This is a genomic window from Bacteroides sp. AF20-13LB (assembly GCF_003603065.1).
Lineage (GTDB): Bacteria > Bacteroidota > Bacteroidia > Bacteroidales > Bacteroidaceae > Bacteroides > Bacteroides uniformis.
The window spans coordinates 5,761-19,896 of the sequence record NZ_QTMH01000020.1 but is presented as its reverse complement, the minus strand read 5'-3'; the positions used below and the strand labels follow the sequence as shown (position 1 = coordinate 19,896).

Here is a 14,136-nt window from a genome sequence, read left to right as displayed (position 1 = left end):
AATTTACACAATTTCCGGCACTACCTCAAACTTTGTTCCGGGAAAGTGCTTGGACAAATACTGCTTGATGTATTTCATCGTGTCTTCCTGGATAGTCTTGTCCTCTACCGTGGGATAGAGGTTGTAGAGTACCGTATCGAGCGCGATGCCCCGGTTCTTGATGGCTTCGAAGCTCAGCAAGGTGTGGTTGATGCTGCCCAGCTTTCCGGAGGTGACAAAGATAAGCGGGTACTGCTTCTCCGCAATGTAGTCTATCGTCAGGAAATCTTCGGTAAGGGGAACCATCAGACCGCCGGCGCCTTCTACGAGCACGGTATCATAGCGATGGGAAAGTTCCCTGGTGGCACGCTCTATTTTTTCGAAGTCTATCGGGCGCTTGTCTATGCGGGCGGCGAGGTGGGGAGAGCAGGGATAGGAGAATATCTCGGGCATGGTCAGCCCCTCTTTGTCTTCCGGCAGGTAGCCGGTTCCGGTGAGGCGGCGGTGCAGGTCGATGTCCTCGGAATGACCGGTGTTGCCGGTCTGGATGAATTTTTGGGTGATGACGCGCAGGCCGCGTTGCATAAGCTCACGGGCGTACCAGGCGGTGCAATAGCTTTTTCCGGCATCTGTATCAATGCCGCTGATGAAGTAGATGTTTTTTGTTTCCATTATTTTGTTTTTTTTCGTGCGATGATATAAATGGGGTGATAGGTCAGGTTTACGTTGCCTGCGGCATCACTGAACCGGGTTGTGTATTCTTTGCAGAAGGATTGCAGGCGGCTGCGCGTCCATATCCTTTTTTCCGTACCCGTGACTCCGGTTTGCTTCAGATGCTTCAGCACTGCCTGGGGAGTGGGGAAGGGCAAGGATATCACCTCTTCTTCGGCATGAAGAATATCGAAACCGGGAGACAGCAGGGCTTGCAGCTCCTCAACGGAGAGATAGTCCAGCCCGTGCCCAGTCAGTTGGCGTATTTCGTGCATGTTTGTGGCGCCGAAGGTGCTGAAGGCAAGCAGGCCGTCTGCCACCAGTGCTTGGTGGCAGCGGGTGAAGAAAGCACCTGGGTCGTTGAACCATTGCAGGGTGGAGCACGAGGTTATCAGGTCGGTTTCTCCGGGGAAGTCGATGGCTTCGGCATCACCGGGGACGAACTGCACGGTAGTGCCGTCGCAAAGTTCCTTGACGCACTCCTCCATTTCCCGGCACAAGTCGTTCAGCAGCAGAGCTTCCGGTTGCAAGGTGTGGAGGAGGATACGTGAGTAGCTTCCCGTTCCGCAGCCAAACTCTACGACACGGCGGAAACGTGTGTATGGTTCCTTTATGAGCTGCATCATCTTCTCGGCGACTTGTTGCTGCACGCGGGCCTCCCGGGTATAGGTATTCCGGGCTTTGGCAAAGCGGGCGGCTATCAGTTGTTTGTCCATCGGGTTCAGTGGCTTGTCCATAGGTCTTGCAGGTAATGTCTGAATAACTCTTCCTGGTAGTGGGCATCCTCCGTTTGCAGTACGGGGGTGCCGAGTATTTCCCAGGCTTGCAGCTGGTTGGCTGGTGGAATGATGCGGTCGTTGCCTCCCGTTACTGCCTGCTGCCAATGGAAGGTGGCAGCAGGCAGTGTGTGGTACATCTTCTCAATCTCCGTCAACTCATCTCTCAACTCTTCCAGCGGACGGCGGGGGGTGATTTCCAGGAAAGCTTTGAAGGCTGCTCCGTTGGCGCACATGCGGCGGAGGAATTTGTGCAGTGAAGCCCCGGTCAGTCCGTCCAATGTCCCGTGGTAGATGGCGGGTGGAATGCCCATATGCTGGTCTATGGGGTAGGGCGTTCCGTTGATGGCGATGCTGTTTGCCATATGGATACCTTCGCCGGACGTACCTGGCGATGAGAGCTGTGGCACGGTCTGCGAAGCCGCCCATACCCCCATAGACCAGCCGATGAGGTTGATTTCGCGGTATTCTTCCAGTCCGGAGGCGTCAAAATCCAGTGTGCGGTAGTCATAGCACACCATGAAGTCGCTGGCTACCGGACGATACATTTTGAAAGGCGTCTCATCGGCTCCCCAGCCGGCAAAGAACAGCAATAGCCGGGGATGATGCTCGTGTATAATGTAACTTTGTTTCATCTGTTTTTAGAATCGTATAGCGTTAGTATTCCTCTCTTCCTTTAGGGGAATAAGGGGTATAAGTTCTCCAATCTCATCTTCCCGTATGTCTGCCGTCAGCGAGAAGCGGATGCGTGATGTCCCTTCGGGCACCGTGGGCGGGCGTACCGGCAGTGCATAAAAGCCATGCCTCTGCAGCAGCTCTGCGCACAGCACGGTGTCGGCACTGGGGCCAATAATCAGTGGGACGATATGGCTTGCGCTGGGGCATCCGTACCCCTTGGCTTGTAATGCTTCGCGCAGTGTCCGACTGATTCTTGCCAGATGCTCGCGGTGGTCCTGCATTCCGGCAAGTTTCCGTACGATAAACAGTGTCCAAGCAATACTTGTCGGAGGCAATGCCGTGGTGAAGATAAGGGTTCGCATCCGGTTGACGAGATACTCGCGTATCGTCCGGCAGCAGGCGATGTATGCACCGGCAGACGCAGCCGCCTTGCCGAAGGTGCCCACGAGGAAATCTATATCCCGGATACATCCGGTTTCTTCGGCGCAGCCCAGGCCGCGCAGTCCCCTTACGCCGAATGCATGGGCTTCGTCCACATAGAGCAGTACGTTGGAGTATCTTTTTTTCAAACGCACCAATGCCGTGAGGTCGGCTTGGTCACCGTCCATGCTGAAGATGCTTTCTGTGACGATAATCAATTGCCGGAATGTTGCATGGTGTTGTTCCAGCAGGCGTTCCAGTTGCACCAGGTCGTTGTGGCGGAAGCGGATGCAGCGTGCGGTGGATAGGCGGATGCCGTCGATGATGCTGGCATGCACCAGCTTGTCTGCCAGTATTAGGGTTTGTGCATCGCTCACGGCGGGCAGAATCCCCATATTGGCATGATAGCCGCTATTGAGCACCAGTGCTGTCTCTGTGCCGAAAAGTGTGGCGAGTTCCGTCTCCAGTTCTTCGTAAATCCCGAAGTTCCCCGTCAGCAGGCGGGAGGAGGAGGAAGTCGGCAGGAAGGTGTCCGGTGTCAGTGTCTGCAGGAATTCTTCCTTTAGCTGGCGGTCGGCAGCCAGGCCCAGGTAGTCGTTGGACGAAAGGTTCAGCATATGCCGGCCATCGGCTATAACCGTGCGTCCCTCGTGTGTCAGTTGCGGCAGGCGGCGCAGGTTGCTGTGTTCTTTCAATGTTTGCAGCTCTTGCTGCATATATTCTATTGCATTCATAATTCTTTTAAAATGTGCCAATGTGGTTTTAATGTGCTAATGTGCCAATGTGCTAATATGCCAATGACCTGCGGCGTGATAGCGCAGCGTAAACATTGCGCAGCCAATTGGCACATTAGCATATTAGCACATTCTTATAATTTTCATCAACCCTCCCGTCAGCTTCCTCAGCTGTTCCGGCTCTATAATGAACGGAGGCATCAGGTATACCAATCTTCCGAACGGGCGTACCCAGATTCCCTCCTCAACGAAGCGTTTTTGCATCCACGCCATGTCTACGGGTTCTTTTGTCTCAATCACCCCGATGGCTCCCAACACACGTACATCCGTCACTTGCGGCAATCGGCGTGCCGGTTCAAGCTCTTCTTGCAGTTGCCGGCTGATGCGAGTCACCTTGCCTTGCCAGTCGTATTCGGGCGAGGTCAGCAGCTTCACCGAAGCGCACGCCACGGCGCATGCCAGTGGATTCCCCATAAAGGTGGGTCCGTGCATAAACACCTCCGGCGTATGGTTGGAGATGGTATCTGCCACTTCATTCGTCGTCAGTACGGCGGACAGCGTCATGTATCCGCCCGTTATGGCCTTTCCTATGCACATGATGTCCGGTTCTACACCCGCGTGCTCCCAGGCAAAGAGTTTTCCCGTCCGTCCGAAGCCCGTGGCTATCTCATCGAATATCAGCAGCAGGCCATGTTCCTTGCATATCTGTGCCGCTTCGCGCAGGTACTGGGGGTGGTAGAACCACATGCCGCCAGCGCCCTGCACCACAGGTTCGAGGATAAGCGCTGCCAGTTCCTCGTGATGCTCCTCTACCAGTTTCCGCAGTTCCACCGTATCCCGTTCATCCCATTCGCCGTGGAAGCGCGAGCGCGGCTGCGGCACGAAATAGCGCACCGGCAATGATGCCCCGAACAGCGAATGCATGCCCGTCACCGGGTCGCAGACAGACATGGCATTCCATGTATCCCCGTGATAGCCCGAACGGATAGTCACAAAATTGTTCTTCTTCGCCTTTCCCTTGCCATACCAGTACTGCACGGCCATTTTCAAGGCCACCTCTACTGCCACCGAGCCCGAGTCGGCATAGAATATCTTCTGCATGGACGGCGGGACGAGCGGTAGCAGCAACTGGCCCAGTTCAATGGCAGGGTCGTGTGTCAGCCCTCCGAACATCACATGCGACATCTTGCCCAGCTGTTCCTCTGCCGCCCGGTTCAGTGTAGGGTGGTTGTACCCGTGGACGGCGCACCACCACGACGACATTCCCTCTACGAGTGTTTCTCCGCTTTCCAGGGTGATGGTGGCGCCTTCGGCATGCTTCACCTTGTACACCGGTAGCGGGTTGGTGGTGGAGGTATAGGGGTGCCATAGGTGCTCTCTGTCGAACTGCGAGCCGCAGAACCGGTATCCGGCATCTTCTATCAGCACCTTGTCTTCCGACACTTTCGAGCCGAGCGTTGTCAGCAGGTCGCCCACGATGGCGGAGTTGATGCCGATGTGCAGCGCTTGCTTCACGGCCTCCTTGCTCAGTTGCGAGCGTCCTCCGGCAAAGCGGAGGAAAGCTGTCGGGTTGATGAAGCGGAAGAGGGCGATGGTGGTCAGTATTTCCTCCTCGCTGAGTGGTGCCTGCCGTTCCAGCGGTGTGCCGGGGATGGGGCTCAGGAGGTTGATGGGGATGGACTGTACTTCCAGCTCGCGCAGTGTGAAGGCGAATTCGATGCGTTGCTCCATGTTCTCGCCCATGCCGATGATGCCGCCGCTGCAGATGTCCATGCCTACGTTGCGGGCGGCTTGCAGGGTGCGCAGCTTCTCTTCCTGCGTGTGCGTGCTGCACAGTTGGGGAAAGTAGGAGGGGGCTGTCTCCAGGTTGCAGTGATAGCGGGTGATGCCTGCGTCGTGCAGTGCCCGCATTTCGTCTTCGTTGAGCAGTCCCAGTGATGCGCACAACTGGATGGACGAGTGCCGGCGCATGTGCCGGGCGGCTTCGCACAGTTTCTCCATGTTTCTGGAGGAGGGCTTCCGTCCACTGGTCACCAGCGAGAAACGTGCCACGCCCTGGGCTTCATTATGCCGGGCATGCCGCAGGCATTCTTCTTTGTCCACCAGGTCGTACACGTCTGCCTGGGTTTTGTAGTGCGACGACTGTGCACACCACTTGCAGTTTTCCGGGCATCGTCCGGACTTGGCATTAATGATGGAGCACATGTCGAACTCCTCCGAGGCTCGGGTCCGGGTTATCTCGTGGGCAGCTTCGTATAGCGCTTCCTTGTCGGGTTGCACAGCCAGCCATTCGGCTTCTTCCTTACTGATGTGGCTGCCGCGCAGCACTTGTTCCTTTAATTTCTGTAGGGTCATATCTTTCTTGGGTTATGTTCATGGATAAAGACAGAGGTACGGATTGCCGGGGCGGTGCAGCTCGTCATTCTGCTGCATGGCTTCCGGTAATCCGTACCTCTTGTTCTCTTTTGTTTCAGGCTATATGTGTCTTGTCCGCCCGTATTCCCGCAGGGGCGGATGAATTGTGTTTCAAAAAGAATGTGCCGGTTCGTTCCCGGCTCCGTGAGGATACTTGTCAGGACGCTGCTGCTACCCAGCGGAATGCCGGTGTCGGTTTCCCTTCCTTCCGTTTCTCCTTTCCAGGTACTCTCTTCCCCGCATCCGGCATGTCCGGCGGTTCCCGCAGTCTTCTGTTTGGACAGAGAGCTGTCTGCCACGCTTTTGCGCAGGCAACCGATGGTGACACACCGTCCTATGCTGGCAAATGCAGCGTAGGCTTTTCTGCTCCAGCGGCGGAAGCGGATGGTAGGTGCGGCGGGTGATGTATTCCTCATGTTTTTTTCAGCCTGATGCGGTTTTGTTTCCTTTTAGCGGATGCAAATGTAGAAAAAATAATTTCATAACGGTAATGGTCATGCATGAAAAAGCCGCGCAAATGCAACTATTGCGCGGCTCTTCTTTAAGCAATGTCGTAGGATTTCACTCTTTGGACGACTGGTAGTAGAGATACCAGTCATTATTGGTGGCACCATTGGACTCTACCCATTTGGCGAAATCGGGATACTCCAGGTCGATGCGTACGGTTTCCTTTGCCGGAGTGAACCGGATGGGGCCTTCCGTGCCGGTTGTGGCCGGCAGCATGATGGCGAATGGATATTTGCCGTCCTTGTTGATGTAGTAGGCATCGTCTTCGGCTCCGATTTGCTCTGCGTTGGCTTTACCGGTCGCTTTCTTCTTGGGCAGATGCACTTCTGTCCGGTTGTCGGCTCCGGCTGTATACTGGGCAATGATGAACGGGTTCAAGTCGCTCTCCAGATTCTTCTTAGGCAATGTGTTGTCTGCAAATGTACGGGTTACGGTAAATTCGTTGCCCTGCACAGACTTTGCATCGGGGAATAGGATGACAGAAGAGGTCTCTGTTTCATCGACTGCTCCGGCAGGCAGTTCTATGCTGCCTCGCTGGCTGGCCACATATTGCACGGCAAATGCGTTGGAGTATGTGGCGGCACCACTTTGCTGTACGGGTACAAAGGTGTCTTCCACCTTCAGCACATAATTGTTGCTGTTGAATGAAATGGCCCGTTTGTGTTCGATAATCACGTCGTTCAAGTCATAGTCACCGCCATTGGGCCAGATGTCTTCGTAGGCATACGTGCGGTAGGTTGTTTCGGAGCTCGTCACCGTAGGCTCTTCCGGGTCTATGACCGGACGGTCCGGGTCTTGAATGGCTTCATTGGGGTTGGCATCGATACAGAACAGTATGTCTTCGTAGCTGGTATCATCGCCATCTTCTACTCCGTAGACTACCGTGCCGTTGCTGGTGGAGAGGGAGATAAAGCGAGCTTGTTGGCCTGCATATATCTTGTTCCATTCTTTATTGGAATATATATAATTTATAGAGTAGTCGATACCTTTATTGGGGGTATATCCATTGGGGATGATGAAATATCCTATGGTATATCCTGCCGGGAATTTGGTGGAGACATTACCGTTTTCGTCCTGATACAGAAGTTGTATTTTTGTATTCTTCTGTATGGGAGCGTCATATCGGGAATATTTGTTACCACTTCCAGACCATCCGGTATACGGGTCGTCTCCTGCAATGGATGCATTGGGAATGATAATGAATTTGTCTACCTTGTCAGGGCTGTTGGGAATTTCATTGGTCTTGTAGTAATAATAGCCGATGGAAGTCAGGTAACCGGCACGTTCGGTCAGGAAGGTCAGATACAGTTCTGCATCGGTAATCGTTACGTGTTGTCCCTGGTTGTTGATATATGCTTGGGCAATGGTGGTGTTCACATGCTTTGTATCGCTCACCAAAGCTCTGTTGTCCAGATTGCTGGGTTTGCTGTCATAACCTTTCCACAGTGTGTGTTGTAACTGCTTTAAAGTTCCGTCATTGAAATTTCCCGTAGTTACAATGTCATTATTATCAATAATCTCACCGTGAGATTGTCCCCATCCAACGATGGAGTATACCCGTTCCTTCCTATCCTTTAGGTCGATAGTCAGGTTGGATTTTGCACGTGTCATGGCAGTTGAGCGGGTGTTGGCATTATTTTCGGTCATATCTACCACCACTTTGCCATTTTCCACATCTGCTTCCACATACATGGGGGCTCCCCAACTTTGTGAGATGATATATACCTTTTCTGTCGCTTTGGGCAGTTCTACGTTGCCGGTGAAGCGTCCGTCTGCATCTGCAAAGATTTTAAAAACCGCTTCGCCGTTGATGGAGTAGAGGTTGTTTGTCTGATAGGTGATGGGGTCTTCTGTAAACACCTCTATTAATGCGCCTCCTGCGATTTTTCCATAATTCACGTCAAAAGCTACCTGGGCTGTTGTTGCAAAGTCAAAGTATTCGCTCTCCGGCTTTAGTTCTGTTTTTCCACGTTCGGGATTGTATAGGTCTTTTTCGGTACATCCCGTGAATATGCTGCAGGCAATTGCTGAAATGAGGGTTGCAGCACTAACTTTCGTCATAAGTCTAACTTTCATATTTTTATTGTTGTAGATTGCTTGCTTGTTTGTCTTATGAACGCTGTCTATATCACAACCGCCACCTACTTCACAGACGAGTTGTAGATACTACATTTTCTCGAGCGCTTTTTTCATGTTGCAAATATAAACATAGTATTTATAATCTACAACTTTTGGGGTTTAAAAACACTTTTGGTGGGTTAAAAAGTTGTATAAAGTGAATTGATACTAATTGGATGAATCGAATGGTGCGGGCATAAAAAAAGGCTATCTATCCCAGACAGCCAATCTTTTGTTAACCTTAAATCTAATACTATGAAAAACACATTGCAAAGGTACGTGTTTTCTGATAATCTCCAAATTTGCAGTAGATAATATCATGTTTTATAACAAGACTTAATGGTCATTAAGAACTTTATCTGCAATATTCATCGTACATTTGCTCCTGATATATCATCCGTTTGCCCTTTATGCATTATGTATTCGGTGCAGACGGATGATGTGTTTTCGTGAACTTATATACAGACAAACAACTATAAAACAGACGTTTATAATGAAATCAATCCAGAACAAAGGAATAAACCTCACCGCAGAAGACCTCAAAAACCGAATCGCTGACAGAAAAGAACGATATACCAAGCAGCAGGCACGACGCGAGAAATTGGAACAAACCATGGAGAACACTCGCAATGACATCGAGCAACTGGAGTATACCCTTGCACAGATGGAACGTGCCGCCAAGCGCTCCCGCAATGCTGCCGTACAGCCTTCCCGTTTTGTCCCCCGCGAGCGTATCGCTAGCTTCTTTGCCCGTGTTTCCCGTTTTTTCGACCACCTTCAGCACCGCTTGCACCGTAGCTTGAACTATACTTGGTTCTGCCTTGTGCTATGCTCCCGATATACTTTTCAGAGCCGCCTGAAAAGCGTAGAACGCTGCTGTCTTACACCGGCCACGGTGCTGGGGTACTTCAAGAGGGAGAGGGAGATGTAACCAGTGACTTCGCTCTTATGGTAGAAGCAGCCTTAGGGATTAGTGCGGAACTCCTCGTTAATAGGCAGGCGAGATATAATATGGCTGTCTCTCTTAAAGAAAAATCGCTGACCGATAAGTTGCATGAAATACACAAAATGTGTGCTTTACTATTATAGTATGAAAGTGTTGCTTTTATCAATAAGACAGTGAGGGTGTGTCATCAACCGTTTTGACACATTCATTTTTCTTGAGCAAGTTTTCTTATTGCCACTCGAACTTTCCCAGTTTTCCCTCCCATTCTAACTTTGCAACATGTTTTATTAATAAATATATGCAAAATGATAAAAGAACAAAGTTTTGAATGGCTGCTCGAGGGATGCCATCGCATTGCAGATGTGGCAGTGGCCTATTACCCAAACTACGCGTATGCCTGCTCGGCTGTAAAGGCCCTGCGCCGTTCCATTGCGGAACACGCTTGCCTGCTGAAGGATCTGACGGACCAGGGCTATACCGCCAGGACTGCCCACCTCACCCCCGTACAGATAGGCATCCTCCTGAGCTACTGGGGGATGCCCGACCACGTGAAGGATATGACCGTGAAAAATCCGTATCTTCTGGTCTCTAAAAAATATGCGAAATAGAGAATGTATTTCTAATACATTCTGATTATTTTAGTATATTATTATATAGGGTGGTGGAGGATGAGGTGAACCCCTCTCTCGCCACCTTATGTATTTCATTAATTTTTAGCCGATTCTAACTGCTTATTTGTATCCCCCTGGCTGGTCCCTTACCTTTGTCGCATTATCGAATTAAGAATAGACAAAAATGGAAAAAGAAATGAGACCCATGACAACGGAGATGCTGAAGAAAGGCTATCTCCTCTTCCCCAAAGCCTTGTTTGAGGAACAAATGAATATGAAAGCCGGAGAGAAAGCCGCCGATGCCTTCGAAGCCTTTGTCTTTGTGCTGACACACGTCAACTACAGCACGGTGACCTGCAACGTCAGGGGACACCTTTTCGACTGTGTACGTGGCGAGTCCGTACTTTCCCTGGCCCGCTGGATGGAGATATTGGGGTGGCCCCGCAACCGTACGCGCTACTTCTTCAACAAGATGTTCGACGCCGGCATCGTGGAGCGGGTGGCCAACCCCTACGTGATGCACATCCGTATCCCCGATTATGATTTCCTTACTGGCAATGCCCGTCCTAAAGCAGCCCCGCGGAAGAAGAAGGCAGCGCCGGTGGCTGGGGTGGGAGAGGACTTCTGCATCTTCTGGGAAAAGTTTCATGACATCACCGAGCATCCCAAGGTAAACATCGGCCGGGCCCGTCGCGAATGGAAAAAATTGACGGCAGGCGAGAAACAGCGGGCACTGGACAACATCGACGAATATTACGACCATCTGAACAACCAAAAATATTGTAAACAAGCCGCCACCTATCTGGCGGACAAATCTTTTGAAAATGAATATGATGACTGAAACTACTTTTTCCCACGACAGTGACCTCGAAGAAGCTGTCATCGGTGCCTGCATGATAGAGCGCGCTGCCATGCCTCTGGTGGCGGACAAACTTCGTCCCGAGATGTTCTACGAGGAGAAGAATCTGGAAATTTTTGCCGCCCTGCAATCGATGTATCGCAGCGCAAAGTCCATAGATACCATCACGCTGAAGAACGAACTGGCAGCCCGTGGCAAACTCGATGCCGTGGGCGGGCCTTACGAACTGTTACGCATCAGCTCGAAGGTCAGCTCCAGTGCTCATCTGGAGTATCATGCGCTCATCCTTAGGCAATTGCACACGCGGCGTATCATGCGTACGGGATTCCAGCAACTGCTGGCGTTCAGTGCCGACGAGTCGATGGATATTGACGACATCCTGGTGGAAGCCCATCGACTGCTGGAGGGGCTGGAGGACGAGAGCGGCGTAGCCGACCACCTTCGCTCCATAGACCGGCTGATGGACGACACGCTGGCCGAGGTGGAGCAGCGTATGGAGCACGGATGCAACGGCATTACGGGTATCCCTACGGGTTTTGACGCTCTGGACCACGTTACGGCGGGCTGGCAGCGCGGCGACTTGAACATCCTTGCTGCCCGTCCGTCGGTGGGGAAGACGGCCTTTGCCCTCCACCTGGCCCGTGCCGCTGCCATGGCGGGGCGTCATGTGGTGGTCTTCAGCCTCGAAATGCAAGGCGAGCGCCTGGGAGACCGCTGGCTGCTTGCAGCTACGGAGGGGGTAGACCCGCAACACCTGCGTAGCGGTCAGCTCACACCCGGCGAGGTGAGGCAGGTGCATGAGGCGTCTGCCGAGTTGTCGCGGTTGCCCATACTGATAGACGACCATCCGATGACGAGCATGGACCGCGTGCGTTCTTCCGCCCGCCTGCTGAAGAGCAAGAATCGCTGTGACATGGTGATTGTGGACTATCTGCAACTATGTGACATGAGGAGTGACCAGAAAAACCGCAACCGCGAGCAGGAAGTGGCGCAGGCAAGCCGCAAGGCAAAGCTGCTGGCCAAGGAGCTGGATATCCCCGTACTGCTGCTGAGTCAGCTGAACCGGGCGAGCGACGGTAGCATAGACCATCGCCCCACCCTGAGCAACCTGCGCGAGAGCGGCGCCATAGAGCAGGATGCGGATATGGTAATGCTGCTTTGCCGCCCTGCCCTCTACGGCAAGACCGTCGATAAGAAGAGTACTTATCCCACCGATGGCCTGGGTATCGTCATCATAGCCAAGCACCGTAATGGCAAAACCGGTGAAGTCTATTTCCATCATAACCAAAGCATGACAAAACTGGTGGACTACATACCACCATTGGAGTGGCTGACGAGGAATGCAAAGTGATGGATGGAAATTTATAGAATACAGAGACACAAAGACACGGAGATTTTTCTTATTGCTTGAAAAACTCTGTGTCTCCGTGTTTTTTGTAGTAAAAAAAATGGCAAAACACTTGACTTCCGCTTCTTAATGTTGTATCTTTGTAATGTGCTTAAGAAAAGGAATAATCATTGATTCGGGCGCCCTATCCCTTCCCTTACCCACTTCTCTCTTATAACTCATTTTTCTTAACTTAAACCTTAACTTTTTAAATTTATGGATGTAATTGTAGAGCGCTTCCAGCGCCGTAAAATCGTGAGCAACCCGGCTTCGCCCATGTTGTACTATCTCCGTCAGAAACCCAAGACCTGCGGCACCGTGGACATCGATGTCCTTGCCGCCTCCATTCAGAAAAACTGTGCCATGACGAAGGGCGACGTGAAGCACGTCATCGAAGCCCTGGTGGAGGAGATTCAAGGCAACCTTGCCAATGGCGACAAGGTGAAGCTGAACCAGCTGGGCACTTTCCACATGACGTTCCGCTGTCCCGGCATGGAGGCCTCGGACAAATGTACGGTGCGCAATATCTCGAAGGTGAATATCCGCTTTATCCCCGACAAGGAGCTGAAGCTGGTGAACGGCAGTACCGCCGTGACCCGCAGCCCGGCGAATGTGGGCTTTGTGCTCGACAAGCCCGAGGAGGGCGGCTCCGGCGGCGGCAATCAAGGCGGTGGTTCCGGAGGCGGCTCCGGCGACGACGGCGACCAGGGCGAAAATCCGCTGGGATAAAGAAGGAATGATTAAGGGTTAGTGATTAATGGTTAATGAACACAAGCAAATCGCTTATCGCTAATCAATCCCTAATGATTAACCATTAATCATTAGCCCTTAATCCTTAATCACTAATCCTTAACCATTAATTCTTAACTATTAATCCTTAATTTTATGAGTACAAAATCATCTGTTTGGGATAAGATTCTGAAAGTGATAATCGCTGTAGCCTCCGCGCTTATTGGTGCCCTGAGCGCCCATGCCATGACAGTGTAGCGGGTTTCCTTCACTTTTAATTTTTAATTTCTAATTTTTAATTCTCATGAGATTCATCAATCTTATCGTCGTCCATTGTTCCGCCACCCGCTGCGACCGCTGCTATACGGAGCACGACTTGACGACAGACCACCTGCGCCGGGGCTTCTCCGGCGCAGGTTATCATTTTTATATCCGCAAGAACGGTGACATCAAGTCCCTGCGTCCCTTGTCCCTGCCTGGTGCCCATGTCCGGGGTTGGAATGCAGGTAGCATCGGTGTCTGTTACGAAGGCGGTCTTGACGAGTGCGGTCGCCCTGCCGATACACGCACCCTTTTCCAAAAGCACTCCCTGCATGTGCTTGTGTTGCTGCTGCTGAAGGATTATCCCGGTTCCCGGCTTTGCGGTCACCGCGACCTGAGCCCCGACCTGAACCATAACGGGGAGATAGAGCCGGAAGAGTGGGTGAAACAATGTCCCTGCTTTGATGCGGCGACTATACTGACAGAACCGCCACCACCCAATCCGGCATGCTTATAAAATGTTTTTATTCTCTTTCTTCGTGCTCTTCGCGCGCACGTATATATATAATGTATAGTTATTTTCTCTCTTTTTCCTTTCTTCAAAATTGTTCATGCGAAATGCATTTATGAATCAGTAAGTTACAAAAAAGTTTCATTTTTATTAAAAAAAATGATAGATATGTTTGGCTTGTATTGTTAAATCCTATACCTTTGCACCCGCTTTCCAAGAGAAGGAAAGTGGTAAGATTGAAATACTGAAACAGAAGTGTGGAAGGTGACACAGAGAAATAAAAAGAGATAAAAATATTTTTCGAAAAACATTTGGAACTTATTAATAATTCTCCTTATCTTTGCAGTCCGACTCGCAAAGAAAAAGAACTTTTCTTGTTTTGCTTTTCTTATCCTTGTTTAAAGGATTTGAAAATACAGGAAAAAGAAAAAATGAAAAAAAACTTCCGAAAATATTTGGAAGATATGCTTTAAAGTTCTTACCTTTGCATCCGC

General features: G+C 51.3%; 14 protein-coding genes. 7 read left to right on the top strand and 7 right to left on the bottom strand.

What is annotated here, in order from left to right; genetic code table 11:
* Positions 1–3 precede the first annotated feature (3 nt).
* The 7 genes from bioD to DWX62_RS19680 all read right to left on the bottom strand — a co-directional run bounded on the left by bioD (position 4) and on the right by DWX62_RS19680 (position 8,296).
* Positions 4–651: a dethiobiotin synthase gene (gene bioD, locus DWX62_RS19715; RefSeq protein WP_098032709.1), complete on the bottom strand. Its 648-nt coding sequence runs from the start codon at positions 649–651 to the stop codon at positions 4–6.
* The gene (gene bioC / locus DWX62_RS19710) at positions 651–1,427 is read right to left on the bottom strand and encodes a malonyl-ACP O-methyltransferase BioC (RefSeq protein WP_098032710.1); all 777 of its coding nucleotides are present in this window, start codon (positions 1,425–1,427) and stop codon (positions 651–653) included. Before bioC ends, bioD begins: the two co-directional genes overlap by 1 nt.
* Complete coding sequence (locus DWX62_RS19705; protein ID WP_057282102.1) at positions 1,412–2,101, bottom strand: pimeloyl-ACP methyl esterase BioG family protein; 690 nt, start codon at positions 2,099–2,101, stop codon at positions 1,412–1,414. The genes bioC and DWX62_RS19705 overlap by 16 nt, the downstream gene beginning before the upstream one ends.
* Positions 2,102–2,107: 6 nt before the next feature.
* Positions 2,108–3,298 carry an 8-amino-7-oxononanoate synthase gene (locus DWX62_RS19700; protein WP_008666186.1) on the bottom strand — a complete coding sequence of 397 codons (1,191 nt, stop codon included), beginning with the start codon at positions 3,296–3,298 and terminating at the stop codon, positions 2,108–2,110.
* 123 nt (positions 3,299–3,421) lie between these two features.
* Positions 3,422–5,653: an adenosylmethionine--8-amino-7-oxononanoate transaminase gene (bioA, locus tag DWX62_RS19695; RefSeq protein ID WP_120173111.1), complete on the bottom strand. Its 2,232-nt coding sequence runs from the start codon at positions 5,651–5,653 to the stop codon at positions 3,422–3,424.
* Entirely contained in the window at positions 5,650–6,129 is a 480-nt protein-coding gene (locus DWX62_RS19690; protein ID WP_005837403.1) for a hypothetical protein, read from the bottom strand. Before DWX62_RS19690 ends, bioA begins: the two co-directional genes overlap by 4 nt.
* 145 nt (positions 6,130–6,274) lie before the next feature.
* Positions 6,275–8,296, bottom strand: coding sequence for an LruC domain-containing protein (locus tag DWX62_RS19680; RefSeq protein ID WP_005837402.1), 2,022 nt, complete (start codon positions 8,294–8,296; stop codon positions 6,275–6,277).
* A 535-nt stretch (positions 8,297–8,831) separates the two neighbouring features.
* On the opposite strand from DWX62_RS19680, the gene DWX62_RS19675 reads away from it, so the two are divergent.
* The 7 genes from DWX62_RS19675 to DWX62_RS19645 all read left to right on the top strand — a co-directional run bounded on the left by DWX62_RS19675 (position 8,832) and on the right by DWX62_RS19645 (position 13,648).
* A complete protein-coding gene (locus tag DWX62_RS19675; protein WP_005837401.1) occupies positions 8,832–9,269 on the top strand; it encodes a hypothetical protein in 438 nt (145 codons plus the stop codon).
* 320 nt (positions 9,270–9,589) lie between these two features.
* The gene (locus tag DWX62_RS19665) at positions 9,590–9,892 is read left to right on the top strand and encodes a DUF4248 domain-containing protein (protein ID WP_005831107.1); all 303 of its coding nucleotides are present in this window, start codon (positions 9,590–9,592) and stop codon (positions 9,890–9,892) included.
* 187 nt (positions 9,893–10,079) lie between these two features.
* Entirely contained in the window at positions 10,080–10,736 is a 657-nt protein-coding gene (locus DWX62_RS19660) for a hypothetical protein (protein WP_120173110.1), read from the top strand.
* Entirely contained in the window at positions 10,726–12,105 is a 1,380-nt protein-coding gene (gene dnaB / locus DWX62_RS19655) for a replicative DNA helicase (RefSeq protein WP_005837398.1), read from the top strand. The genes DWX62_RS19660 and dnaB overlap by 11 nt, the downstream gene beginning before the upstream one ends.
* 252 nt (positions 12,106–12,357) lie before the next feature.
* The gene (locus tag DWX62_RS19650) at positions 12,358–12,870 is read left to right on the top strand and encodes an HU family DNA-binding protein (protein ID WP_005837397.1); all 513 of its coding nucleotides are present in this window, start codon (positions 12,358–12,360) and stop codon (positions 12,868–12,870) included.
* 156 nt (positions 12,871–13,026) lie between these two features.
* Entirely contained in the window at positions 13,027–13,128 is a 102-nt protein-coding gene (locus DWX62_RS22075) for a smalltalk protein (RefSeq protein WP_005837396.1), read from the top strand.
* A gap of 46 nt (positions 13,129–13,174) precedes the next feature.
* Positions 13,175–13,648, top strand: coding sequence for an N-acetylmuramoyl-L-alanine amidase (locus DWX62_RS19645; protein WP_005831100.1), 474 nt, complete (start codon positions 13,175–13,177; stop codon positions 13,646–13,648).
* Positions 13,649–14,136: the final 488 nt, after the last annotated feature.

Excerpts from the sequence above, each read along its gene's own strand:
- DWX62_RS19690 (WP_005837403.1), bottom strand. The coding sequence starts at position 6,129 with ATGAGGAATACATCACCCGCCGCACCTACCATCCGCTTCCGCCGCTGG.
- DWX62_RS19665 (WP_005831107.1), top strand. The coding sequence starts at position 9,590 with ATGATAAAAGAACAAAGTTTTGAATGGCTGCTCGAGGGATGCCATCGC.
- bioC (WP_098032710.1), bottom strand. The coding sequence starts at position 1,427 with ATGGACAAGCCACTGAACCCGATGGACAAACAACTGATAGCCGCCCGC.
- DWX62_RS19650 (WP_005837397.1), top strand. The coding sequence starts at position 12,358 with ATGGATGTAATTGTAGAGCGCTTCCAGCGCCGTAAAATCGTGAGCAAC.
- DWX62_RS19680 (WP_005837402.1), bottom strand. The coding sequence starts at position 8,296 with ATGAAAGTTAGACTTATGACGAAAGTTAGTGCTGCAACCCTCATTTCA.
- DWX62_RS19645 (WP_005831100.1), top strand. The coding sequence starts at position 13,175 with ATGAGATTCATCAATCTTATCGTCGTCCATTGTTCCGCCACCCGCTGC.
- dnaB (WP_005837398.1), top strand. The coding sequence starts at position 10,726 with ATGATGACTGAAACTACTTTTTCCCACGACAGTGACCTCGAAGAAGCT.
- bioA (WP_120173111.1), bottom strand. The coding sequence starts at position 5,653 with ATGACCCTACAGAAATTAAAGGAACAAGTGCTGCGCGGCAGCCACATC.
- bioD (WP_098032709.1), bottom strand. The coding sequence starts at position 651 with ATGGAAACAAAAAACATCTACTTCATCAGCGGCATTGATACAGATGCC.
- DWX62_RS19675 (WP_005837401.1), top strand. The coding sequence starts at position 8,832 with ATGAAATCAATCCAGAACAAAGGAATAAACCTCACCGCAGAAGACCTC.
- DWX62_RS22075 (WP_005837396.1), top strand. The coding sequence starts at position 13,027 with ATGAGTACAAAATCATCTGTTTGGGATAAGATTCTGAAAGTGATAATC.
- DWX62_RS19660 (WP_120173110.1), top strand. The coding sequence starts at position 10,080 with ATGGAAAAAGAAATGAGACCCATGACAACGGAGATGCTGAAGAAAGGC.
- DWX62_RS19705 (WP_057282102.1), bottom strand. The coding sequence starts at position 2,101 with ATGAAACAAAGTTACATTATACACGAGCATCATCCCCGGCTATTGCTG.
- DWX62_RS19700 (WP_008666186.1), bottom strand. The coding sequence starts at position 3,298 with ATGAATGCAATAGAATATATGCAGCAAGAGCTGCAAACATTGAAAGAA.